Consider the following 23203-nt stretch of genomic DNA (forward strand, 5'->3'; position numbering starts at 1 on the left):
GCGGCAGTCGTCAGGGGCGAAGGTCCCCGTGGCAGCGCCCGTCCAGCACGTTCCGGGTTGCCCTCAGCGCGTGCCTCGTCCGGGCCGGGTCGAGGTGCCGGCGTGGGTGAGGGTCAGGTGCTGGCGAGGACCTTCGCCTTCTCGGCGGCGAACTCCTCCTCGGTCAGCACGCCCTGTTCCTTGAGGGCGGCCAGGTCCTTCAGCCGCTGGATCGGGTCCTCGGCGGGGGCCGCGGCGGCGGGGGCCGCCGCCACTGGCTGCTGCTCCTCGTACGCCTGGTCGCGCTGGACCGCGGTCTGTGCGTCGCGGTCGGCGAACTTGGCGGCCTGGCGGCGTTGCACGCGCCCACTCACGGCCGTGGCGGTCCCGGCCACGACGGCGGTCCGGGCGACTCCTCTCAGCAGTCCGGGCATGGTGTCCTCCTCAGCTCGCGGTCTCGAGGGCCTCGACGGCCGACATGATGTCCGTCGCCGGGATGCGGGCGCTGGCGACGAGTTCGCCGCCGTTGCGTCGGGCGGCTGCGACGAAGGGTGCCGCCCAGGCGTTCTCGTAGACGAGCAGGGCAGCGACTGTGTCCGGCTCCAGCGCGGAGGACGCCTCCTGGATGTCCTCATCGCCGAGCAGCCCCGAACGGGCGCCGGCGAAGTAGGAGAACGCGGCGGCGGGGCCGCCCGGGTCGGTGAGCTCGAGGACCTCGATCTCCCCGTCGACGTCCTTGCTGATCACCAGCAGGTCGTAGAGGCGGATGGTGCCGGCCTCCACGAGATCCATGAGGGCGTCGGCGGCCTCGCCGGTCAGGCGGTCGCGGGGGAACTCGAGGAGCACGAAGTCGACGGGGCCGTGGACGTCGGCGTCTGGGGTGAGGGACACGGTGACTCCTGGGGTGTCTGGGCGGGCGTACTCGGGGCTGCTCACGAGCCTGATCCGCTTCCGGTTCCGCGACCTCATCCCCGCCGGATGATGCTGGTCCGGGAGGCGGCTGATTCCGCGGATCCGCCCTACGAGGGGTCGGCGTCGGGGCAGGCCGTCCCGCGCGGGAGCTTGTACGGCGCCGCGATGTGGTAGGTCCCCGCGTGCGGCGCGCGCAGCACGGTCCACACGTCGACGGGCTGGCCCGGCTGCTGCGGCTGCTCGGCGGGGCTGAGGCAGCCGTCGGTGTTGACGACCGGCAGGCCCGGGGCGGCGGAGGACGGGGCCGGGACCGGCTGGCCCTGCTCGTCGACCAGGCTCAGCCACGGTGAGTCGGGGATCCGGACCAGCACGCTTCCGGCGTGCGGCATCGTCAGCGTCACCTCGGCGGAGTCGAAGTCGGTCACCACGGCCGGTGGGTCGGCGATGGGCGTGGGGGACCTGACCTTGTAGAGCCGCCAGTTCGGGTCGGACCAGACCAGGTGCAGGTAGCGCACGCCCCCAGCGACCAGCGCGGCCTCGCCGACCGCGGCGTGGTCCGGCTCACCGTGGGGGAGCACCACGAAGCGCACCGCCCACCGGTCCAGCCACCGGTGGTAGGCGGTCGGGGTGAGCTCCCCGTCCTCGTAGAAGATCGGGTTCCGCTCGGCATCGGCCTGGCGGTTCCACCCCCGGGCCAGGTTGACGTACGGCGCCAGCGCGGATGCCTCGCGGTGGCTGGCCGCCGGCACGACCTCGACCCGGGCACGCTCGGCGTGGTGCGCCTCGAGCTGGCGGACCAGCGGCTGCACGTCGGCGGTCCACGACTCGGTGGGTCGGGTGCCGATCACGTCGCGAGCCGCCGTGGCGACCTGCCAGATCGAGGAGGTGATGATGCCGGCCGCCAACGCCAGGGCGACCCGTCCACGGCGGGCGTGGAGGACCGTCGGCCAGCGGAGCGGCTGTCGTGGCTCGGGGGTGCGCACGAACAGGGCCACCAGCAGCACGCCACCGAAGATCAGGCCCAGGCGGGTCATGTTGGTGCCGATCTGCGACGGGACCGCCCACACGGCCACGACGCCGACGGCGTACAGCACCGCGCCGATCCGGACCGTGCGCCAGGACGACGGGGCGAGCAGGTAGACGCCGACCCCGAAGGCCACGGGGAGGATCGTCGACCCCAGCGGCATCGGCTGCTGGCCGGAGAACGGGAACAGCCACGATGACAGCGCGACGATGGCCACGGGCGGCACCCCGAGGACGTACGCCGCGGCACGTCGTCGGCTGATCCACAGCGCCGCTGCCACGATCCCGACGAAGAGCCCGGCGACGGGGCTGGAGGCGGTGGCGATGCCGGAGAGCAGGGCGGCCAGGATCGCACGCGGCACCCGGTGCCGGCGGTCGGGCGTGCGCCACCGGGTGGGCCAGGCGAACACGACGGCCATGGCGGCCAGGCCGAACATCATGCCGAGGCCGAAGGTGACGCGTCCGGAGACCGCGTTGCCCGTCAGCGCCAGCGCGCCGAACATCGAGGGCCACCACGGTCGGGTGATCGCCTTGCTGCGCACCAGCAGGAGCGCCAGCAGGGCCGCCGAGGCGGTCCCCGCCAGCATCATGGTGGTGCGGACCCCCAGGATCGCCATCACGTAGGGGGAGATGACGCTGTAGGAGACCGGGTGCATGCCGCCGTACCACGCCAGGTTGTAGGCGCTGTCGGGATGCGCGCGGGCGAACTCCGCCCAGGCGTCCTGGGCGGCCAGGTCGCCGCCCCCGCTGGCGAGGAAGGCCCACCACAGCAGGTGCAGGACGGCGGCGGTCACGGCGGCGGACAGCACGGGGTGCCGAGAGAGCGCGTTGCCCCTCGCGATCGGCGCGCTCGGCGCCGGCTCGCGGGTCAGCAGCTGGCTTCCCCCCGCCATGGTGCACCCTCCCGTGGTACGTCCTCTCGGTCCCATCGTGTCACGACGACGCTGCAGGGACCGCAATCACGGCTTGGTACAGTCGCCGGTGCAGCGGTGGGCGAGGCCCGCCGCCGGCAACGCCCCGTTCGTCAGTCGCAGCTCGTCCGTCGCAGCGCGACGTCAGCCGAGAGTCTCCCGACGTGACATCGTCCCCCTCCCTCGCGTCCCGGCCTGCCGCCGAGGACTCCGCCGACGCCGACCTGCACCACGTGCGGTGGGTCGTGGGGATCTGGGTGGTCGTGGCCGCCTTCGGCGTCGTCACCGCCCTGTGGTCGCAGCACGTGGGCGTGCCCATGCGCGACCCGGGCGGCTCGATGTTCCGCGGCCGCCTGGTCGGGGCGGCGACCACCCTGGTGGTGCTGGCCGTCGTGCAGGCGCTGTGGTGCGCGCGAGGCTCGGTGCCCGGTGCCCTGCGGTTCCTCCGGGAGCGGTGGCGGTGGCAGCGGCTCGTGCTGGTGCTGACCGGCGTGCTCGCCTACTACCTCGTCTACGTCTGCTACCGGAACCTGAAGAGCTGGGACGCGTTCAACACCATCCGCGACGACCTGCTCCTGCGCGTCGACCGCTGGATCTTCCTCGGCCACGACCCGGCGGTGCTCCTGCACGACCTGCTGGGGTACGGCGTCCCGGCGTCGGTGCTGGAGGTGGTCTACCGGGCGTTCAGCTACGTGGTGTCGCTGGCACTGGTGGCCTCGCTCGTCTTCGTCCCGCGGATCCGGGAGGCCTACGTGTACGTCGCCTCCGGGATGTGGGCGTGGATCCTCGGTGTCGGGACCTACTACCTGATCCCGACGCTCGGCCCGTTCGCCGCGGAGCCCGACGTCTTCAAGGGCCTCCCGGACAGCACCATCACCAGCACCCAGGTGAGCTACCTCGCCGAGCGGGCGCACATGCTGGCCGACCCGTCTGCCCCGGGCGCCTTCGTGAGCATCTCGGCGTTCGCGAGCCTGCACGTCGGCCTGACCTGCATGATCTGGCTGATGATGCGCTACTACGGGCTGCGCCGCTCCTCGCGGGTCATGGCGGTGTACCTGGCGCTGGTGATGGTGTCGACGGTCTACTTCGGCTGGCACTTCTTCGTCGACGTGGTCGCGGGGGTCCTGCTCGCCGTGCTGGCCGTCCTGCTGGGCCGGTTCACCGTCTACCCGACGGAGAGCCCCACCGTCGTCCTGAGGCCGTCCGGGGGACTCGCGCCCCGGGACTGACCCGACCTCCGTCTCCCGGCAGGGGCCGTTGTGCCCTGTCCTCCTCGCCACGCCCGGCCGATTCTCGGACCAGCGTCGGATGAGGGGAGACGAGGATGCCGCGTGCTCGTGACCTGCTGAACCGTTTCCGGCCGTCCGGCACCCCCGGGGCGGCCGGCGCCGCCGGCGTGCCCGCCGACCACGAGGCCGGGGCGGCCGAGGAGCTGGCCGCGCTGTTCGCGGCGCTGGCCCCGACCGAGCGCGAGTGCCAGGACCTCGTCGACCGGGCCGCCGCCGACGCAGGACACATTCGCGAGGAGGCCGAGGCGGAGGCGGTCCGGCTGGTCACCGCAGCCCGGGACCGGCAGCCGGAGGAGCGGGCCGCCGTGGTCGCGCGGCTGCGCGAGCACGGGGAGGCCGAGGCAGCGGCGACCACCGCGGACGCCGAGCGCCGGGCGGCCGAGGTCCGGACGGTGGCGAGTGAGCGGACGGCCGGCTGCGTCGACGAGGTGGTGGGCACCGTGCGTGCCCTGCTCGCCGGGCCGGCGCCGCCGGGACCGCGGGACGCCCCGTGACCGCGGCCTGGGTCGCCGGCAGCGTGCGCTCCCGTTCGATGACCCGGCGCCGGCTCGGGGTCGACGAGCTGCGCCGCCTGGCGGGGGAGCCCTCGCTCGAGGCCGCGCTGGCGCTGCTTGTCCGCACGCCGTACGGGCACGACGTGCGCCTCGACATGTCGCTCGCCGAGGCGCAGCGGGCGGTGCACGACTCGCTGGTCTGGAACGTGCGGGTGCTCGGCGGCTGGGTCCCTCGGGCCGGGGCGGCGCTGCTGCGGGTGCTGCTCGCTCCCTTCGAGATCGCGAACGTCGCCGACCACCTCAGGCGCCTGCGGGGCGAGGAGGCCCCGGCGCCGTACCACCTCGGCAGCCTGGCGACCTCCTGGCCGCGGCTGGCCGCTGCGGGTGACGCGGGTGGCCTCCGCGCGGCTCTGGCGGCCTCCACCTGGGGCGATCCCGGAGGCGCGGACCCGGACCAGATCGTGTGGGCCATGCGGCTGTCCCTGGCCGACCGGGTGATCGCCGTGGCCCCGACGGCGGCTCCGTGGGCCTCGGGTGCCGTCGCCCTGCTGCTGGCCAGGGGCATCCTCCTCGACCGCCCGGACCTCACCGCGGGGGCGCGGCTGTCGGCGGCGCGGGTGGTCGGTCCCGCAGCCGCGGCCGCGACGTCACTGCCCGAGCTGCGGCCCCGGCTGTCGCGCAGCGCCTCGTGGGCGTTGGCCGGGGTCTCGGGCGGCGCGGACCTGTGGCGCGCCGAGGCGCGCTGGTGGGCGCGCGTGGAGCAGGACGCGTTCGCGCTGACCCGAAGCCCGCGCCCGGGGCCACCGGTCGTGCTCGGGGCCGTGCTCCTGATGGCCGTCGACGCCTGGCGCACCCGGGCCGCCCTCGAGGTGGCCGCCCGTCCCGACGCCTCCTCGGAGGACCTCGACGCGGTGCTGGACGAGACGGTGCTGCCTGGGGCGGCGGGGGTGTCCCGTGCCGTGGCGTGAGGCCCTGCACCCGGTCGGAATGCAGCGGGTGGCGGTGCTGGCCCCGGGCCCGGCCCTGCGCGATGCGCTGGTCGTGGTGGGCGACGCCGGCACGGTCGAGCTGGACGTGCGTCCCGGTCGGGGTGAGCCGACGTCGCCGGGCTCGGCGGCCGCCCGCCTCCAGAGACAGGCCGGCCCCGCGGCAGGCCCTGCCCTCTCGCCGATGGCTCCGGACCTCGACGAGTGGGAGGCACAGGGCCGGATCGACCTGCTCGCCGGCGAGGCGCAGCTCGACGCGCGCGCCGCGCAGGCGGTCACCGAGGGACGCGTGGCCGCCCTGGTCGGGTGGGTCCCGCGCGAGGACCTCGGCCCGCTCGCCGACCGGCTCGCCGCGGCGGGGGCCGCGGCCGTGCCGCTGCCGACCCCGCGCGGCGTGCAGCCGCCGACGCTGCTGTCGCGGAGCGGGGCCGCCCACGAGATGGCGCCGCTGGTGCGCACCTACGCGACGGTGCCGTACGCCGACGTGGACCCCTCGGTCCTCGCCGGCCTCGCCTACGTCGTGATGTTCGGGATGATGTTCGCCGACCTCGGCCAGGGCGCCCTGCTGCTCGCGGCGGGGCTGGTGGCCCGGTTCGGAGCCGGGTCCGGGTCCCGGTCGCGTCCGGTCCGGCAGCTCGGGCGGCTGCGGCCGGTGTGGACCTTCCTGGCCGGTGCCGGCGCGGCGAGCATGGTCTTCGGGCTGCTGTACGGCGAGTTCTTCGGGCCCACCGGTGTGATCCCGGTGCTCTGGCTCGAGCCGCTGGAACACCCGGTGCCGCTGCTCGGGGTGGCCGTGGCCGTCGGGGCCGTCCTGCTGGCAGGCGCCTACGCGCTGGGCACCGTCAACCGGTTCCGTGAGGGCGGGTTGCGGCGTGCGGCGTACGCGCCGACCGGGCTGGCCGGGACCACCGTCTTCCTGGGCCTGGGGCTGCTGTCGGCCGGCTTCTACCTCGACCTCGGCTGGCTGGTCGCCGTGGCCGCCCTGGTCGCGGCGGCCGGCCTCGCGGCGGCGTACGTCGGGCTCCTCGCCGCTGCGGGGGGCGGGGTCGCGGGCGGCGCCCAGGCGGCCGTGGAGCTGGTGGACCTCGTGGTCCGGCTGGGCTCCAACGTCGTGAGCTTCGCTCGCCTGGCGGCCTTCGGACTCACGCACGCGGCCCTCGGAGCGGTGGTCTGGCAGGCCACCACCGGGCTGTGGGGACAGGGGCCGGTCGCCGGACTGGCCGCCGTGCTCGTCTTCGTGGTCGGGAACGCGCTGACCTTCGCCCTCGAGGGCGTGGTGGCGGCGATCCAGGCCCTGCGGCTGGAGTACTACGAGCTCTTCTCCCGCGTGTTCGACCTCGAGGGCCGGCCCTTCGAGCCCTGGCACGTGCCGCTGGTGACCTCGCCGCCCACGCCGGCCGCAACCCCGACCGTCCTCCCGGAGGTGTCCCGATGACCCGGTTCCTGCGCATCGTGCTGGTGGTCAGCGGACTGCTGCTGGTGGCCTCGCTCCTGCTGCTCGTGGTGGCTGCGTCCGCGGGGCCGTCACCGGCGTCCGACGCGGTGGCCTCCGGTGCCGTCACGGCGGCGTCCTCGTCGTCGGGCAGCAGCGCCAACGGCTCGGCCCTGATCGGCGCCGCGATCGCGGTGGCCGGCTCCTCGATCGGCGCTGCGATCGCGGTGGCCTACACCGGCTCGGCGGCTCTGGCCGCGATGAGCGAGCGGCCCGAGCTCTTCGGCCGCGCGATGGTGATCGTCGGACTGGCCGAGGGCATCGCGATCTACGGGCTGATCGTGTCGATCATCCTCATCGGCAAGGCGTGACGCGGTGGCCGGCGACGTGGTGGTGATCGGCACCAGCGATCTGGTGGCCGGCTTCGGCCTCGCCGGGGCCGGGGTCCGCCCGGCGGACGACCCGGCGTCGGTCCTCGCCGCGTGGCGGGACCTGCCGTCCTCCGTCGCCGTGGTCGTGCTGACGGAGGCTGCGGCGTCGGCACTGGGCGAGGCGCGCCACCACCCGGACGCGCCGCTGACCGTGGTGCTGCCCCGATGAGCACGGTGGTCGAGGAGCCCCGGGCCCACGGCGTACCGGCCGACCCCAAGCGCGACAGCCTCGCCCCGCTGCGCGCGGCGCTGCTCGCCGCGGCCACCGCGGAGGCCGACCGGCTCCGGGAGGAGGCCGAGGCGGATGCCCGGCATCGGCTGGAGACGGCGCGGCACCAGGCCGACACGCTCGTCGCCGAGGCGCGGACCGACGGGGAGGCCGACGCCGCGTGGGTCCTCACCACCGAGCGGACCGCGGCACGCAGGGCAGCGCGGGGGTCGTGCTGGCCGCGCAGCGCGAGGCCTACGAGCAGCTGCGCCGCGCCTCGCTCGTCGCGGTGCGCGCCCTGCTGGCGGAGCCCGCCGCCCGCGACGGGCTGGCCGCCCTGCTGCGCGCACGGCTCCCCGGGGCGACCCTGCGGGACCTCGACGACGGCGGACTGGCCGCGGAGACCGCGGACGGTCGCCGGGTGGACGCCTCCGCGGAGGCCCTGGTGGACCGGGCGCTGCGCTCGGTCGACGGCGCCCGGCTGTGGGAGCCGGCGTGACGGGCGGGCGGGTACGCCGCGTCAACGGGCCGCTGGTGGAGGTCACCGGGCTGCCCGAGGTGGCGATGTCGGACCTCGTGGGGCTGGGAGCGGCCGGGCTCCCCGGGGAGGTGGTCGCCGTCGACACCGTGTCCGCCTCGGTGCAGGCCTACGAGTCGACCGGCGGCCTCGCCGTGGGTGACCCCGTCACGCCGCTCGGCCGGCCGCTGTCGGCCCGCCTCGGTCCCTGGCTGCTCGGCGGCGTCTTCGACGGCCTGCTCCGGCCGCTGGCCTCGGCGCCGACGTGGCTGGAGCCGGACACCGACCAGCGCGACACCGGGTCGCAGTGGTCCTGGCAGCCGGCGGTCCTGGAAGGCGAGGAGGTCACCCCGGGCGCGGTCCTCGGCACCGTGCCGGACGCCGGCGGCCTGGACTACCGCGTCCTGGTGCCGCCCGGGGTTCGGGGCGAGGTCCGGTGGGTGGCCCCGGCCGGCCGGGTCACCGCCCGGGACCCGGTGGTCGACGTGGCCGGCGTGGCCGTCGGTGTCGGCACCGAGTGGCCGGTGCGACGCCCGCGGCCGGTTGCCCGGCGTACGCCCGTCGCCGAGCCGCTGCTCACCGGGCAGCGGGTCCTCGACGCGCTCTTTCCGGTGGCCAGGGGGAGCAGCGCGGCCGTCCCCGGGGGCTTCGGCACCGGGAAGACCATGCTGCTCCAGCAGGTCGCGAAGTGGTGCACCGCGGACGTCATCGTCTACGTCGGCTGCGGCGAGCGGGGCAACGAGATGGCCGACGTCCTCGACGACCTCTCGCGGCTCGTCGACCCGCGCAGCGGCCGGCCCCTCGCCGGCCGGACCGTGATCATCGCCAACACCTCCAACATGCCGATGATGGCCAGGGAGGCCAGCATCTACACGGGGGTGACCGTCGCCGAGCACTTCCGCGACATGGGCCACCACGCCGTCGTGATCGCCGACTCCACCTCCCGCTGGGCCGAGGCGCTGCGGGAGTTCGCGTCTCGCTCGGGTGCCCTGCCGGCCGAGGAGGGCTACCCGGCCGGTCTCCCGTCGGCGCTGGCGGCGTTCTACGAGCGCGCCGGACGCTACGTCACCCTCGGCGGGGCGGAGGCGTCGGTCACCATCATCGGCGCGGTCTCGCCCCCGGGCGGCGACACCACCGAGCCGGTCACCGCGCACACCGAGCGCTTCGTGCGGGGGCTGTGGTCCCTGGACCGCGCCCTCGCCTACGCCCGCCACTACCCGGCCGTCGGGTGGACCGGCTCCTTCGCGCGCGACGCCGAGGGCCTAGCTGTGTGGTACGCCCGCAACGGCGACCCTGGGTGGGGTCCGCGCCGCGCCCGGATGGTGTCGCTGCTGGCCGAGGCGGACCGGCTCGGCGACCTCGCCGAGCTCGTCGGGACGGCCTCGCTGCCCGGGCGCGAGCGCGTGGTGCTGCTCGGCGGCCGGCTGCTGCGCGAGGCGGTCCTGCAGCAGAGTGCCGTGGATCCGGACGACGCGCACAGCACGGCCGGGAAGACGACCGCGCTGGTCGACACGGTGCTCGCCGTCGTCGACGCCTGCACGGCGGCGGTCGACCGCGGGGTCATCGCCACCGAGATCGAGGAGGTCGACTTCTCACCGGTCCTGCGGGCCGCGCGCGAGACCCCGCCCGACGGGGCCGACGGGGTGCTGGCGCGCCGGGACCAGGTGCTGCGCACGCTGGCGGGCCTGGCATGAGGCCCGACCGTACGCCGCAGGAGGCGCTCGACGCGCTGGACCTCGAGGTCGTGCACCGGTCCGTCCAGGAGCTCCACGGGCCGCTTCTGGTGGTCTCCGGCGCCACCGGTGTCGGGTGGGACGAGTTCGCGACCGTGAGGTCCGTCGGCCCCGACGGCGGGCAGGAGCTCCGACACGGGCTCGTGCTCGAGGTGGACGGGGACCTCGCCGTGGTCCAGGTCCTGGAGGGCACCGAGCGGCTGAGCACCGGCAACACGCGGGTGGCGTTCTCGGGCCGGCCGCTGCGGGTCCCGGTCGGACCGGCCTGGCTGGGCCGGGTCTGCAACGGCCGCGGTGAGCCCGTCGACGGGGGACCACCGGTGCTGTCCGCGACCACCGCTCCGGTCGCCGGGCTCCCGCTCAACCCGACCCACCGTGAGCCGCCCGCGGAGCCGATCCTCACCGGCATCTCGGCGATCGACGCGCTCACGACCCTGGTCCGCGGCCAGAAGCTGCCGATCTTCTCGGTCGCGGGCCTGCCGCACCTCGAGCTCGCGGCGCAGGTGGCCGCCCAGGCCACCGCCGGGGGCGAGCCCTTCAGCGTCGTCTTCGCGGCCATGGGCCTCACCCACGCCGATGCCGACATGGTGCGGTCGGTGCTGGAGGAGCGGTCGGCGGCGGGCGAGCTGGTGCTGCTGCTCAACACCGCCGACGACCCGGTCATCGAACGGGTGCTGACCCCGCGCATCGCCCTCACCGTGGCCGAGGACCTGGCCTTCACCCACGGGCGGCACGTGCTCGTCGTGCTCGCGGACATGACCAGCTACGCCGAGGCGTTGCGCGAGGTGTCCTCGGCCCGTGGGGAGATGCCGGGCCGCCGTGCCTACCCCGGCTACCTCTACAGCGACCTGGCGTCCCTCTACGAACGCTGCGGGCGGGTCCGGGGACGACCGGGCTCGGTCACGGTGCTCCCGGTGCTCACCATGCCGGCCGGTGACATCACGCACCCGGTGCCGGACCTCACCGGCTACATCACCGAGGGCCAGGTGGTGCTCTCGCCGCAGGTGCACGCTCGCAACGTGTACCCACCGGTGGACCCGCTCGCGTCGCTCTCGCGCCTGATGCGCAGCGGCGCGGGCGCGGGCCGCACCCGCGAGGACCACCTCGACCTCGCTGCGCAGCTCCTGGCGGCGCTGGCGCGGGCACGACAGGTGGGCGAGCTCGCCGAGATCGTGGGCTCGGCCGCGCTGAACGCGACCGACCAGCGCTACCTGGACTTCGCGACCCGCCTCGAGCGCCGGCTGCTCGACCAGCAGCGCAGCGAGGCGCGCACCCTCGACGACACCCTGGACCGCTGCTGGGAGGTCGTGTCGGTGCTGCCGGTACGCGAGCTGTCGATGCTGCCGTCAAGGCTGCTCGAGACCCACCTCGACGGACGGCGGTGAGCGATGCCCCAGTCGTCGCGCGTTCCTCCCGGGCGGGCCGGCCGGATGTGGCTGCACCGCCGCATCGACGCGGCCGAGCGGGGTCGCGACCAGCTGGACCGCAAGCTGCGCATCCTGCTGCCCGAGCTCCAGCGGCGCCGGCTGCAGGCCGACCGCTTCGACCGGGAGTGGACCGAGGCCTGCGCGGCGGCGCGGACCTGGCTGCTGCGCGTGGTGCTGCTGGGTGGTGAGGACGCGGTCGCCGGGGCCACGGCCGTGGCCCCGGCCCGCGTCGAGGTGACCTGGGCGAGCACCATGGGCCTGGGCTACCCGTCCGGGGCCGAGCTCCTGACCGGCGAGCTCACCCGGAGCGTGCCCCCGGCCAACGCGGCCGTGGTGCCGGCCGCGCACGCGCACCAGGAGGCCCTGCGGGTCGGGGTGCGCAGTGCCGCCGCCCACGAGGCCGTACGCCGGGTCGAGGCCGAGATCGCGATCACGCGCCGCCGGATGCGCGCGCTCGACCGGCGCTGGATCCCCTGGCTCCACGCGTCGCTGGCCGAGCGTGAGGCCGGGCTGGAGCAGGCGGAGCGGGAGGACGGCGTACGCCTGCGTCGCGCCGCGGCAGCGGAGGATCGAGGTCGCGAGGACCGGAGCGGCTCGCGGGGGGCGAGACCGTGATCGGCCGGGTGCTGCTCGCGGTGGAGGACTCCCCGGACGCACTCGCCGCCGCCCGGGTCGCCTTGGAGCTCGCGCTCGGGATGCAGGCCCGCCTGCGCATCGTGCACGTGCTCGTCGACCACGAGTTCGACGCCGCGCTGGCCGCCGCCACCGGCGCCGCACGCGAGGGCGGCGGCCGGCCCGCGGCGACCGCGATCCTGAGACGGATCGCCGGCATGGCAGAGGCGACGGGGATCGAGGCGGAGGTCGCGGTGCTGGACGGCGGGGTCGGCCAGGCCATCCTCGACGACGCCCGTCGCTGGGCCGCCGACGTCGTGGTGATGGGCAGGTCCCGCCGCGGGGGTAGCGGCGAGCCCTACGTCGGTGAGCAGACGCGGCACGTGCTGGAGTTCGCCGAGCGGCCGGTGCTGGTCGTCCCGCCCCTCCCGGCGCCCGTCGGGCACCCGTTCGGCTCGGGCCCAAGGTCCCCGTGGTGATGTCGCTCGACCCGTGAGTGCGGGCCCCCGCGCTCCTAGCGTGGTGTCCATGGTGGTGTTCCGTGTCCGAGGCGTCCCGATCAGGGTCGGCTGGAGCTGGCTCGTCATCGTCGCGCTCGTCTACTGGTCGCTCTCGACGGTGCTCTTCCCGACGAGCTACGAGGGACTGGCCACCTGGGTCTACCTCGTCATGGCCGCCGTGGCGACCGTCCTGCTCTTCGCCTCGCTGCTCGTCCACGAGCTCTGCCACACGCTGCAGTCGCTGCGGGAGGGCGTGCGCATCAAGGACATCACGCTGTTCCTCTTCGGCGGCGTCTCGCAGGCCGACGAGCCGATCCCCGGCCCGGGCGCGGAGTTCCGGATCGTGGCGGCGGGGCCGGCGGCCTCGGCGGTGCTGATGGTCCTGTTCGGGATCCTCGCCTTCGCGGGCAACGCCGCCGGACTCAGCGACCCGTCGGTGGGCGTGCTCTCCTACCTGGCGCGCATCAACGGCCTGCTGCTGGTCTTCAACGTGATCCCCGCCCTGCCCCTGGACGGCGGCCGGCTGCTGCACGCGCTGCTGTGGTGGCGCACCGGCGACCACGAGCGGGCCACCCTCCTCGCGGCCTGGTCGGGGCGGATCTTCGCCATCCTGATCATCTCCCTCGGTGCGGTCTTCCTCGCGCTCGGGGACACGGTCGGCGGGGTCTGGTTCGCCGCCATCGGCTGGTTCCTCTACCAGGCAGTCGGGCAGGAGGTCGCCGCGGCGCGGGCCACCCAGGCGTTCACCGGGCTGCACGTCCGGGACCTGATGACGGCCCCGCCGGTGACCCTGGCTCCCGAGATGACGATCGCCGAGCTGGCCGAGCGGCTCGACGCCCTCCACGACCACTCGGCGTACCCCGTCGTGGCCGGGGGCCGCTACGTCGGCACCCTGATGCTCTCGCACGCCGGTGCGGTCCCGGAGTCGCGTCGCCGTTCCGTCCGGGTCGTCGACGTGATGACCCCGGCCGAGCTGGTGGCAGTGCTCCATCCCGACGACGAGGTGGTCGACGCGGCCCAGACCCTGGGCGCCTCGGTCAGGTCCGGCGCCGACGTGCCGATGTCGTCGGTGGTGCTCGGCGGAGAGTCGGGCGACGAACCGGTCGGCGTCCTCTCCACCGCCGACCTCGAGCGGGCGATCGCCGCAGCGCCGCTGCGCAGCTCCCAGCGACAGTCCTGAACGACGCCGCCTCAGGCGCCCCGGAGCTGCCGGCGGTCGTCGGGCAGCCGCAGCGTCCGGCCGGTCCGGTCGAGGTGGGCGAGCAGCGGCAGCGCCACGCGACGGCTGGTGGCCAGGGCCTGCCGGGCCTCGCTGGTCGTGAACGGCTGGGGCAGCGACGCCAGCACCTCGACGGCGGCGTCGTCGGCGCCCGGCAGCAGCACCACACCGTCCGCGACGCGGAGCACGTGGCCGGACCGGTGCAATGCGGCGACGGCACGCGCGTCGAGCCCGAGGGCGGCGAGCCGTCCGGCGTCGGGTGCCGCGAACGGCGCGGGCCCGAGCTCGGCGCGCAGGGCCGCGACCGACGCGGCCAGCGGCGGCGGTAGGTCGTCGGCGGCATCCCGCAGGACCCGGCCGCCGTCCACGCGCAGCGGGGGGCGGACCAGGGCCGTCACCAGCCCGGTGTCCGGCAGGTCCAGCTCGTGGGCCAGCGCTGCCTCGGTGACGCCCGGCTGCAGGGGAGTGGCGAGCCGGTCGACCGCTTCGACCAGCCGGTCCCGCAGCTGCGCGGCACGTTCGGGCGACAGCAGCCAGTCGCCGGCCGCGACGGCGCCGTCGGGCAGGCGTGGGGGCGAGTCGACCGCGCCGAGGCGGCGCAGCAGGCTGCGTCGTACCAGCCCACGGCTCGCGAGCTGGCCCGCCAGTGTCGGGTCGTACGCCGTGAGGGCGGCGGCCCGGGCGCGGGCGGCGCCGCGGCGCGAGAGCGACGGGGGAGCGGGGTCGAGCACCGTCACGCCCCAGATCGTGCGGTTGCCGGGGTCCCGCAGGATCGCGCGGTCGCCCAGGCGCAGCGGGAGCGGGTGCTCGACGGTGAGACGGGCGTAGCCCTCCGCGAGCGGCCGTGCACGGACGGTGGTCAGGGCCGCGCCGACGTGGAGGACGGGCGACTCCGGGAGGCGGGCAGCGCCCCCGCCCGTGAGGCGCACGTCCACGGTGGTCACGGGCTCGAACGCCCCGGGTCACGAGCACGCTGCCCCGGGTGATGCCCTGGGGTGCGCGGCCGCCGAGGTCGAGGGCCACCCGGGCGACGCCGTGCGCGGCCTCCACGGGCCGACCCAGCGACTCCAGCCCGCGCACCCGCACCGGCTCGCCGTCGACCTCGAGCACGTCCCCGACGCGGACCGAGCCCGCCGGCAGGGTGCCCGTGACGACGGTGCCGGTGCCCCGGACCGTGAAGCGCCGGTCGACCCAGAGACGCACGTCGGCGGCCGGGTCCGGGGCGGGGACGCGGGCCAGCACGTCGGCCAGCACGGAGCGCAGCTCGTCGAGGCCGGCGCCGGTCCGGCCGCTCACGGTCACCGACGGTGCGTCACGCAGCGTGGTGCGGGACAGCTGCTTCCGTGCCCGGGCGAGCGCCGGCGCGGGGTCGGCGAGGTCGGACCGGGTGACCACGAGCAGCCCGTGGCCGACGCCCAGGGCGTCCAGGGCCGCGAGGTGCTCGGCTGCCTGCGGCATCCACGGGTCGTCGGCGGCGACGACGAGCATCGCGACCGGCACCGGGCCCACCCCCGCGAGCGCCGTGGAGACGAACCGCGAGTGGCCCGGCACGTCCACGAACGCCACGTCGCCGGCGGCACGGCCGTCGGGCGTGACGAGGTCGGTCCAGCAGTAGCCGAGCTCGATCGAGAGACCCCGGCGGCGTTCCTCCTCCAGGCGGTCGGGGTCGCTGCCGGTGAGGGCACGGACGAGGGTCGACTTGCCGTGGTCGACGTGCCCGGCGGTCGCGACGACGTGCACGTCAGGCGTCCGCGATGAGGCGGCGTACCGCCTCGGTCAGGGCCTCGTCCTCGGACTCGGGGACCGCGAGCAGGTCGAGCAGCAGCCGCCCGTCGTGGACGCGCCCGACCACCGGTGTCTCGGCGCTGCGCAGCGGGTCCGCGAGGCCGGCCGGGAGCGCGACCGCGGCGCTCTGGATGGTCACGCCCGGCGCGCCGCCGCCGCCGACGGCGCCCGCCGAGCAGACGGCCTCCGCGACGTCGGCCCCGGCGTGGGCGTTGAGCCCCTGCGCGATCCGGCGGGCTCGGGTCAGCAGCTCCTCCGGCCGCTGGGCGAGGGCCTCCGGGACCGGCGGGGTCGGGCCGGTCAGGGTCGCCTCGAGCGCGGCCAGCGTCAGCTTGTCCACGCGCAGCGCGCGGGCGAACGGGTGCCGGCGCAGGGACTCGACGAGGTCGCCGCGGCCCAGCAGCAGCCCGCACTGCGGCCCGCCGAGAAGCTTGTCGCCGGAGGCGGTGACCAGGTCGGCGCCCGCGGCCAGGCAGGTGGCGGCGTCGGGCTCGTCGGGCAGCCGGGGGTGCGGTGCCAGCAGACCGGAGCCGATGTCCACGACGACGGGGACATCGCTCTCCCGGGCGAGGCCGGCGAGGTCGGCCACCGGGACGGCGGAGGTGAAGCCCTCCACGCGGAAGTTCGACGGGTGGACCTTGAGGACGAACGCCGTCCGCTCCCCGACGGCCGCGGCGTAGTCCGAGAGCCGGACCCGGTTGGTCGTGCCCACCTCGCGCAGCCGCGCGCCCACGGACTCGAGCAGGTCGGGGATCCGGAAGCCGTCGCCGATCTCGACCAGCTCACCGCGTGCGACGACGATCTCGCGGCCGGGACCGTCCGCCGACGAAGCCAGCGCGCAGGCCACCAGGGCCAGGGCGGCCGCCCCGTTGTTGACGACGTGCACACCCGCGGCGTCGGGCACCGCCGCGGCCAGTGCGGCCAGGGCGGCGGCTCCGCGCGGCCCGCGCCGGCCCGTGGCGAGGTCGAGCTCGACGTCGGTGGGACCCGCGGCCGTCCGCAGGGCCTCGATCGCCGCCGCCGACAGCGGCGCGCGGCCCAGGTTGGTGTGGACGACGACGCCCGTCGCGTTGAGGACCTGCCGCATCGAGACGGTGCTTCGGGGGAGCCGCGCCAGGGTGGCCTCGACGACGTCCTCGGGGCCACGTCGCCGCGCCGGCAGTCCTCCAGCACCTCCACGACCACGGCCTTGGTGCGGGCCCGGCCGAGCCGTCCGGCGGCGGCCAGCACCCGGGCGTCGGCCAGCACGGCGTCGGTGCGCGGCGTACGCCGGCGGGGGTCGTCCAAGACCGGTCCTCTCTCGTTGGTCGGGGCGTCGACGGTGGGCGGCAGCCGCCACCTCCACCACCGACCTCGGACGTTACCGCCCGGGCCTCACCCGAGACGGATGATCCGCTCCTGCGGACCGCGACGTGTAATGGAGGCGACCGACATAGGAGGCGCTTCATGTGTCGATGGCTGGCCTACTCCGGCTCACCGGTGCTCATGGAAGATCTGCTCTACAAGCCCGAGCACTCCCTGATCGTGCAGAGCATGAGCTCCACGATGGGTGCTGAACCCACGAACGGCGACGGCTTCGGCGTCGGCTGGTACGGCGACCGGGAGACACCCGGCCTCTTCCGGAGCATCGAGCCGGCCTGGAACGACCGCAACCTCCATGACCTGGCGGCGCACATCTCCTCGCCCCGGGTGTTCGCCCACATCCGGGCCGCCATCGGCTCACCGGTGCAGCAGACGAACTGCCACCCGTTCCGCCAGGGACGGTGGCTGTGGATGCACAACGGGTTCATCGACGGGTTCCACGCGATGAAGCGAGACCTCGCGATGGCCGTGGACCCGGACCGGTACGCCGACATGGAGGGCACCACCGACTCGGAGATGCTGCTCTTCCTCGCGCTCACCTTCGGCCTGGAGGACGACCCGCCCACGGCAGTCGCCCGCGCCGTGGGCCTCGTCGAGGAGACCGCACAGCGCCACGGCATCCGCTTCCCGATGCAGGGCACCATGGCCACCACCGACGGCGCGACCACCTGGGCCTTCCGCTACTCCACCGAGGGCAAGTCCCGGTCCCTGTTCCACAGCACCGACGTGTCGATGCTCAAGCAGCAGTACCCGGACAACCCGGAACTCCACGAGCTGTCCGACGACGCGCGCATGGTCGTGTCCGAGCCCCTGGGCGAGCTGCGCGGAGCGTGGCGCGAGGTGCCGGAGGCCAGCTGCGTGGCCATCCATGCCGGCGAGGAGACGATCACCCCGTTCAAGCCCCTGATGCCGGCGCGCACCGCGTGACGAGCACGGTCTCCCGCCTCCGCTGACCCGCGGGACGGGCAGGGAGAGCTGTTGGCGGAGGCGGACGGGAATCGAACCCGCCTGACCGGGATGCCCGGCCACTACGGTTTTGAGGACCGCGCCCGTCACCAGACGAGGAACGCCTCCGCGCCACAATCTAGTGGCACCGGGTTTGGGGCCACGTGGTGTGGTTACGTGTAGGCAGCAGCCAGAGCGACCAGGAGGGTGCAGGCGTGGGTGCGAAGACCTTCATCGGCCAGTGGCCGCTGCTCCGTCAGGTGACAGGGGCCGACAGGCTCGGCCGCGGCAAGGCCGCGATGTCCTCCCGCAGCGAGCACCTCGAGCCGCGCACCGTCGAGGCCGACGAGGTCGTCGACTCGGTCTGCCCGTTCTGCGCGGTCGGCTGCGCACAGAAGGTCTTCGTCAAGGACGGCAAGGTCACCCAGATCGAGGGCAACCCCGCCAGCCCGATCTCCCGCGGTCGGCTGTGTCCGAAGGGCAGCGCCAGCAAGCAGCTGGTGACCTCGCCCTCCCGCGTCACCAAGGTCCGCTACCGGCGTCCGCACGGGACCGAGTGGGAGGACCTCGACCTCGACACCGCGATGGACATGATCGCGGACCGCGTCATCAGGACCCGCAAGCAGTTCTGGGAGTGGGAGGACGAGCACGGCCGTCGTACCCGCCGCAGCCTCGGCATCGCCAGCCTCGGAGGAGCGACCCTCGACAACGAGGAGAACTACCTCATGAAGAAGCTCTACACGGCGATGGGCGCGATCCAGATCGAGAACCAGGCCCGTATTTGACACTCCTCCACGGTTCCCGGTCTGGGAACCTCGTTCGGCCGTGGTGGCGCAACAACCAACCTGCAGGACCTCTCCAACGCTGACTGCATCCTCATCGAGGGCTCCAACATGGCGGAGGCACACCCGGTGGGCTTCCAGTGGGTGATGGAGGCGAAGCGGCGCGGCGCGAAGATCATCCACGTCGACCCGCGGTTCACCCGCACCTCGGCGGTCGCCGACCTCCACGTGCCGATCCGCGCGGGCTCGGACATCGCGTTCCTCGGCGCGCTGGTCAACCACGTGCTGAGCAACGACCTCGACTTTCGTGAGTACGTCGTCGCCTACACCAACGCGGCGAACGTGATCGACGAGGACTTCCGCGACACCGAGGACCTCGACGGTCTGTTCTCGGGCTTCGACCCGGAGGCGGCGCAGTACGACCCCGTCACCTGGCGCTACCAGCCGCCGGAGAACCCCACCGAGGACCAGCAACGCCGCGAGGCGGACCTCGAGTCCGACGAGGTGCGCACCGGCGGCCAGTACCCCGGGGCGGGGCACAAGGAGTCCCACCAGGCGGCGCGCTCGGAGAGCCACGGCTCCGGCGGTGCCCCGGTCAGCTGGAAGGGCCGGCGCGACGAGACGCTGCAGGACCCCCACTGCGTCTTCCAGATCCTCAAGCGCCACTTCGCGCGCTACACGCCCGAGATGGTGCAGGAGGTCTGCGGCATCGAGCCGGAGCAGTTCCGGGAGGTCGCCGACGCCCTGACCGCCAACAGCGGGCGGGAGCGCACGACGGCGTTCTGCTACGCGGTCGGCTGGACGCACCACAGCGTGGGCGCGCAGATGATCCGCACCGCCTCGATCCTGCAGACGCTGCTGGGCAACATCGGCCGACCGGGCGGCGGCATCCTCGCGCTGCGCGGGCACGCCAGCATCCAGGGCTCGACCGACATCCCGACGCTGTTCAACATCCTGCCCGGCTACCTGCCGATGCCGCACGCGGCGCAGCACCAGAGCCTCGACGAGTGGGTGAGCGCCGACGAGGGCAAGGCCGGCTTCTGGGGCAACGTGCGGAGCTACTCGGTCAGCCTGCTGAAGTCCTACTGGGGCGAGGCGGCCACGGCCGACAACGACTTCTGCTTCGACTACCTGCCGCGGATCACCGGCGACCACTCGACCTACAACACCGTCAAGCGGATGATCGACGGCACCACCAAGGGCTACTTCCTGGTGGGCGAGAACCCCGCGGTCGGCTCGGCGAACGGCAAGATGCAGCGGCTCGGCATGGCCAACCTCGACTGGCTCGTGGTGCGCGACCTGCAGATGATCGAGTCGGCGACGTTCTGGCAGGACGGCCCCGAGATCGAGACCGGCGAGCTGGTCACCGAGGACATCGGCACCGAGATCTTCTTCCTGCCTGCGGCCTCGCACGTGGAGAAGGCCGGCTCGTTCACCCAGACGCAGCGGATGCTGCAGTGGCGCGACAAGGCCGTCGACCCGCCGGGCGACGCCCGCAGCGAGCTGGACTTCTACTTCGAGCTCGGCAACCGGATCCGCGAGAAGCTCGCGGGCTCCACGGACGAGATGGACCGGCCGATCCTCGACCTGGCGTGGGACTACCCCGTCGACGAGAAGGGCGAGCCGGACGGGCAGGCGGTGCTGCGCGAGATCAACGGCACCGGACCCGACGGCCGCGCGCTGTCGGCGTACACCGAGCTCAAGGCCGACGGCTCGACGGCATGCGGTTGCTGGATCTACTGCGGGGTCTATGCCGAGGAGACCAACCAGGCGCGGCGGCGCAAGCCGCACTGGGAGCAGGACCAGGTCGCCGCCGAGTGGGGCTGGGTGTGGCCGGCCAACCGCCGGATCCTCTACAACCGGGCTTCCGCCGCGCCGGACGGCACGCCGTGGAGCGAGCGCAAGCGCTACGTCTGGTGGGACGCCGAAAAGGGCCGGTGGACCGGTGCGGACGTCCCCGACTTCATCGTCGACCGCGCTCCCGACCACGTGCCCGAGGAGGGCGCCACGGGGCCCGACGCCATCGGAGGCCAGGACCCGTTCGTCATGCAGACCGACGGCAAGGCCTGGCTCTTCGCCCCCTTGGGGCTGGCCGACGGGCCGATGCCGACGCACTACGAGCCGCCGGAGTCGCCGGTGCGCAACCCGCTGTACGGCCGGCAGAACAACCCGTCGCGCCGCAAGCTCTCGGACGCGTCGAACCCGATCAACCCCAGCTACAGCGACGTGTTCCCCTACGTGTTCACGACCTACCGGCTCACCGAGCACCACACGGCGGGTGCGATGAGTCGCACGCTGCCCTACCTCACCGAGCTGCAGCCCGAGCCGTTCTGCGAGGTCTCGCCCCGGCTCGCGGCCGAGCGCGGGCTCGAGCACCTCGGCTGGGCGACGATCGTCACGGCCCGCACCGCCATCGAGGCGCGCGTCCTGGTGACCGACCGGCTCCGCTCGCTGCGGCTGGGGGACCAGGTCGTGGAGCAGGTCGGGCTGCCCTACCACTGGGGACGCAACGGCATCACGCAGGGCGACTCGCCCAACGACCTGGTCAACGTGACCATGGATCCCAACGTCTACATCCAGGACAAGGTCGGCACCTGCGACATCAGGCCCGGTCGCCGCCCGCGGGGTCCGGACCTGACGGCGTACGTCGAGGACTACCGTCGGCGTGCCGACGTCGACATGGACGACCCCACCAACGGGAGGACCGACTAGATGGCCAACTCGTTGTGGGGCCCGCTGGACGACGTCCAGGGCGACGCGGGCTACGACCACCACCCGCCGCGGATGGGCTTCTTCACCGACACCTCGGTGTGCATCGGCTGCAAGGCCTGCGAGGTGGCCTGCAAGGAGTGGAACGAGGTGCCCGACGACGGCTACGAGCTGTCCGGGATGTCCTACGACAACACCCAGGCGCTCGGGGCGAGCACGTGGCGGCACGTGGCGTTCGTCGAGAAGCCCGTCGAGCCCAAGCCACTCACCACGACCGACCTCGGGCTGCCGGGCATGGGTCCGCCCGGAGCCATGGAGGGTGGGGCGACGGACGGTGACGCCGGTGTCCGCTGGCTGATGTCCTCCGACGTGTGCAAGCACTGCACCCACGCTGCCTGCCTCGACGTCTGCCCGACCGGATCCCTGTTCCGCACCGAGTTCGGCACCGTCGTGGTCCAGCCCGACATCTGCAACGGCTGCGGCTACTGCGTGCCCGCCTGCCCCTACGGCGTCATCGACCTGCGCAAGGAGGACGGCCGGGCGTTCAAGTGCACGCTGTGCTACGACCGGCTCAAGGTCGACGAGTCGCCGGCCTGCGCGACGGCGTGCCCCACCGAGTCGATCCAGTTCGGTGAGCTGAGCGAGCTGCGCGAGCGCGCCGACCACCGGCTGGCCGAGCTGCACGAGAGGGGCGTCGACGTCGCCCGGCTCTACGGCCGCGACCCGGAGGACGGCGTCGGTGGCGACGGTGCCTTCTTCCTGCTGCTCGACGAGCCCGAGGTCTACGGGCTGCCGCCCGACCCGGTGGTCACCACCCGCGACCTGGGGTCGATCTGGAAGCACGTGGGTGCCGCCGCCGCCACGATGGTCGGCGTCGGCGTCGCGTCGTTCCTGGGGAGGCGCAGGTGAGTCCGAAGGGCGGAGGCGGTGGCGGCCGGGGCGACCGCCTGATGGTGCCGGAGGCGGAGTTCGAGTCCTACTACGGCAAGCAGATCATCAAGACCCCGACGTGGAAGACGCCCGACGTCCCGCTGTACCTCTTCCTGGGCGGCCTGGCCGGGGGCTCCGCGCTGCTCGCCGAGGGCGCCGCGCTGCAGGACCTCCCGGCGCTGGAGAAGGTGGCCCGCGGTGCGGCGGCCGCGGGCGCCGGGATCGGCACGGTCTTCCTGGTCCACGACCTCGGGCGCCCGGAGCGCTTCCTGCACATGCTGCGCGTATTCAAGCCGACATCGCCGCTCTCGGTCGGGTCGTTCATCCTCGCGCCCTTCTCGGCGTTCTCGACCGCGGCGTTCGGCTCGATGGTCACCGGCTGGTTCCCGCGCCTGGGTCGCCTCTGTGGGGTCGGCGCCGCGGCCTTCGGACCGCCGCTGGCCACCTACACCGCAGCATTGGTGGCCAACACGGCCGTGCCCGCCTGGCACGAGGCGCACCGGGAGCTGCCGTTCGTGTTCGCCGGATCCGGGGCGACGGCCGCGGGGGGACTCGCGATGCTGCTCACGCCTGTCGACCAGGCCGGGCCCGCCCGTCGGATGGCGGTGGCCGGGGCTGCTCTGGAGATCGCCGCCGCCGAGTCGCTCACGCACCGGCTCGGCATGATCGCCGAGCCCTACCAGCAGGGCCGGCCCGGCACGCTGATGCGCACGGCCCGGCGGATGACGACGGTCGCGGCGGTCGCCACGCTCCTGGCCGGGCGACGCTCGCGCCTGGTCTCGGCGGTCGCGGGTGCCACCTGCGTGGCCGCCTCCGCGCTCACCCGCTTCGGCGTCTTCGAGGCCGGGCTCGAGTCCGCCCGCGACCCGAAGTACACCGTCATCCCCCAGAAGGAGAGGCTGGCTGCCCGCAAGGCGGCGGCTGCATCCGGCACGCCCGCCGGGTGAACCGTTCTCGGCGAGCGCTGGTCGGTGCGCGCCCGCGTCCCGTGGCGCGTGGACAGACGCGGGCAGTGGG

Annotated in this window: 21 protein-coding genes, 1 tRNA gene and 2 pseudogenes; 17 read left to right on the forward strand and 7 right to left on the reverse strand. The window is 74.3% G+C overall.

The window, feature by feature from the left end:
• Positions 1-113 precede the first annotated feature (113 nt).
• The 3 genes from H0S67_RS08220 to H0S67_RS08230 form a co-directional block, all read right to left on the reverse strand.
• A complete protein-coding gene (locus H0S67_RS08220; RefSeq protein WP_180936196.1) occupies positions 114-413 on the reverse strand; it encodes an SHOCT domain-containing protein in 300 nt (99 codons plus the stop codon).
• A 10-nt stretch (positions 414-423) separates the two neighbouring features.
• Positions 424-870: a DUF6325 family protein gene (locus H0S67_RS08225; RefSeq protein WP_180936197.1), complete on the reverse strand. Its 447-nt coding sequence runs from the start codon at positions 868-870 to the stop codon at positions 424-426.
• A 128-nt stretch (positions 871-998) separates the two neighbouring features.
• Entirely contained in the window at positions 999-2807 is a 1809-nt protein-coding gene (locus tag H0S67_RS08230) for an MFS transporter (protein WP_219635573.1), read from the reverse strand.
• A 182-nt stretch (positions 2808-2989) separates the two neighbouring features.
• Here H0S67_RS08230 and H0S67_RS08235 point away from each other — a divergent pair, with 182 nt between their 5' ends.
• From H0S67_RS08235 to H0S67_RS08285, 12 genes are all read left to right on the forward strand, one after another.
• Complete coding sequence (locus H0S67_RS08235) at positions 2990-4054, forward strand: phosphatase PAP2 family protein (protein WP_180936199.1); 1065 nt, start codon at positions 2990-2992, stop codon at positions 4052-4054.
• Positions 4055-4149: 95 nt separating this feature from the next.
• On the forward strand, positions 4150-4608 hold the full coding sequence (locus H0S67_RS08240; protein WP_180936200.1) for a hypothetical protein: 459 nt from the start codon (positions 4150-4152) through the stop codon (positions 4606-4608).
• Positions 4605-5576: a V-type ATPase subunit gene (locus tag H0S67_RS08245; RefSeq protein ID WP_180936201.1), complete on the forward strand. Its 972-nt coding sequence runs from the start codon at positions 4605-4607 to the stop codon at positions 5574-5576. The genes H0S67_RS08240 and H0S67_RS08245 overlap by 4 nt, the downstream gene beginning before the upstream one ends.
• The gene (locus H0S67_RS08250) at positions 5563-7029 is read left to right on the forward strand and encodes a V-type ATPase 116kDa subunit family protein (RefSeq protein ID WP_219635574.1); all 1467 of its coding nucleotides are present in this window, start codon (positions 5563-5565) and stop codon (positions 7027-7029) included. Before H0S67_RS08245 ends, H0S67_RS08250 begins: the two co-directional genes overlap by 14 nt.
• Complete coding sequence (locus tag H0S67_RS08255; RefSeq protein ID WP_180936202.1) at positions 7026-7397, forward strand: ATP synthase subunit C; 372 nt, start codon at positions 7026-7028, stop codon at positions 7395-7397. The genes H0S67_RS08250 and H0S67_RS08255 overlap by 4 nt, the downstream gene beginning before the upstream one ends.
• Positions 7398-7401: 4 nt before the next feature.
• On the forward strand, positions 7402-7626 hold the full coding sequence (locus H0S67_RS08260; protein ID WP_180936203.1) for a V-type ATP synthase subunit F: 225 nt from the start codon (positions 7402-7404) through the stop codon (positions 7624-7626).
• A 220-nt stretch (positions 7627-7846) separates the two neighbouring features.
• Positions 7847-8164, forward strand: coding sequence for a hypothetical protein (locus H0S67_RS23345; RefSeq protein WP_219635575.1), 318 nt, complete (start codon positions 7847-7849; stop codon positions 8162-8164).
• Entirely contained in the window at positions 8161-9876 is a 1716-nt protein-coding gene (locus H0S67_RS08265) for a V-type ATP synthase subunit A (protein WP_219635576.1), read from the forward strand. The genes H0S67_RS23345 and H0S67_RS08265 overlap by 4 nt, the downstream gene beginning before the upstream one ends.
• Positions 9873-11300, forward strand: a complete 1428-nt coding sequence (locus H0S67_RS08270; RefSeq protein WP_180936205.1) for a V-type ATP synthase subunit B — start codon at positions 9873-9875, stop codon at positions 11298-11300. The genes H0S67_RS08265 and H0S67_RS08270 overlap by 4 nt, the downstream gene beginning before the upstream one ends.
• Before the next feature lie 3 nt (positions 11301-11303).
• Entirely contained in the window at positions 11304-11957 is a 654-nt protein-coding gene (locus H0S67_RS08275) for a V-type ATP synthase subunit D (protein ID WP_180936206.1), read from the forward strand.
• Positions 11954-12433 (forward strand): universal stress protein, encoded by a 480-nt coding sequence (locus tag H0S67_RS08280; protein ID WP_180936207.1) that lies wholly within the window; start codon positions 11954-11956, stop codon positions 12431-12433. The genes H0S67_RS08275 and H0S67_RS08280 overlap by 4 nt, the downstream gene beginning before the upstream one ends.
• A gap of 49 nt (positions 12434-12482) precedes the next feature.
• Positions 12483-13634 carry a site-2 protease family protein gene (locus H0S67_RS08285; RefSeq protein ID WP_180936208.1) on the forward strand — a complete coding sequence of 384 codons (1152 nt, stop codon included), beginning with the start codon at positions 12483-12485 and terminating at the stop codon, positions 13632-13634.
• A gap of 11 nt (positions 13635-13645) precedes the next feature.
• Here the strand turns inward: H0S67_RS08285 and H0S67_RS23350 are convergent, their stop codons facing one another.
• The 3 genes and pseudogenes from H0S67_RS23350 to selA all read right to left on the reverse strand — a co-directional run bounded on the left by H0S67_RS23350 (position 13646) and on the right by selA (position 16545).
• Positions 13646-14617, reverse strand: a complete 972-nt coding sequence (locus tag H0S67_RS23350; protein WP_219635577.1) for a SelB domain-containing protein — start codon at positions 14615-14617, stop codon at positions 13646-13648.
• A gap of 352 nt (positions 14618-14969) precedes the next feature.
• Positions 14970-15413, reverse strand: a pseudogene (locus H0S67_RS23355) (GTP-binding protein); the annotation flags it as partial.
• Position 15414: 1 nt separating this feature from the next.
• Positions 15415-16545, reverse strand: coding sequence for an L-seryl-tRNA(Sec) selenium transferase (gene selA / locus H0S67_RS08295; RefSeq protein WP_219635578.1), 1131 nt, complete (start codon positions 16543-16545; stop codon positions 15415-15417).
• A gap of 359 nt (positions 16546-16904) precedes the next feature.
• On the opposite strand from selA, the gene H0S67_RS08300 reads away from it, so the two are divergent.
• Positions 16905-17747, forward strand: coding sequence for a class II glutamine amidotransferase (locus H0S67_RS08300; protein WP_180936209.1), 843 nt, complete (start codon positions 16905-16907; stop codon positions 17745-17747).
• 52 nt (positions 17748-17799) lie between these two features.
• Here the strand turns inward: H0S67_RS08300 and H0S67_RS08305 are convergent.
• Positions 17800-17894: transfer RNA gene (locus H0S67_RS08305), tRNA-Sec, on the reverse strand.
• 86 nt (positions 17895-17980) lie between these two features.
• Between H0S67_RS08305 and H0S67_RS28580 the strand changes: the two genes are divergently transcribed.
• The 4 genes and pseudogenes from H0S67_RS28580 (at position 17981) to nrfD (ending at position 23133) form a co-directional block, all read left to right on the forward strand.
• Positions 17981-18550 (forward strand): dehydrogenase, encoded by a 570-nt coding sequence (locus H0S67_RS28580; RefSeq protein WP_246355217.1) that lies wholly within the window; start codon positions 17981-17983, stop codon positions 18548-18550.
• A 12-nt stretch (positions 18551-18562) separates the two neighbouring features.
• A pseudogene (gene fdh, locus H0S67_RS08315) lies at positions 18563-21259 on the forward strand (formate dehydrogenase); the annotation flags it as partial.
• On the forward strand, positions 21260-22165 hold the full coding sequence (locus H0S67_RS08320) for a 4Fe-4S dicluster domain-containing protein (RefSeq protein WP_180936210.1): 906 nt from the start codon (positions 21260-21262) through the stop codon (positions 22163-22165).
• A complete protein-coding gene (gene nrfD / locus H0S67_RS08325) occupies positions 22162-23133 on the forward strand; it encodes an NrfD/PsrC family molybdoenzyme membrane anchor subunit (protein WP_219635579.1) in 972 nt (323 codons plus the stop codon). Before H0S67_RS08320 ends, nrfD begins: the two co-directional genes overlap by 4 nt.
• Positions 23134-23203 lie beyond the last annotated feature (70 nt).

Origin of the sequence: Nocardioides ungokensis, assembly GCF_013466985.1 — a bacterium.
GTDB classification, from domain to species: Bacteria; Actinomycetota; Actinomycetes; order Propionibacteriales; family Nocardioidaceae; genus Nocardioides; species Nocardioides ungokensis.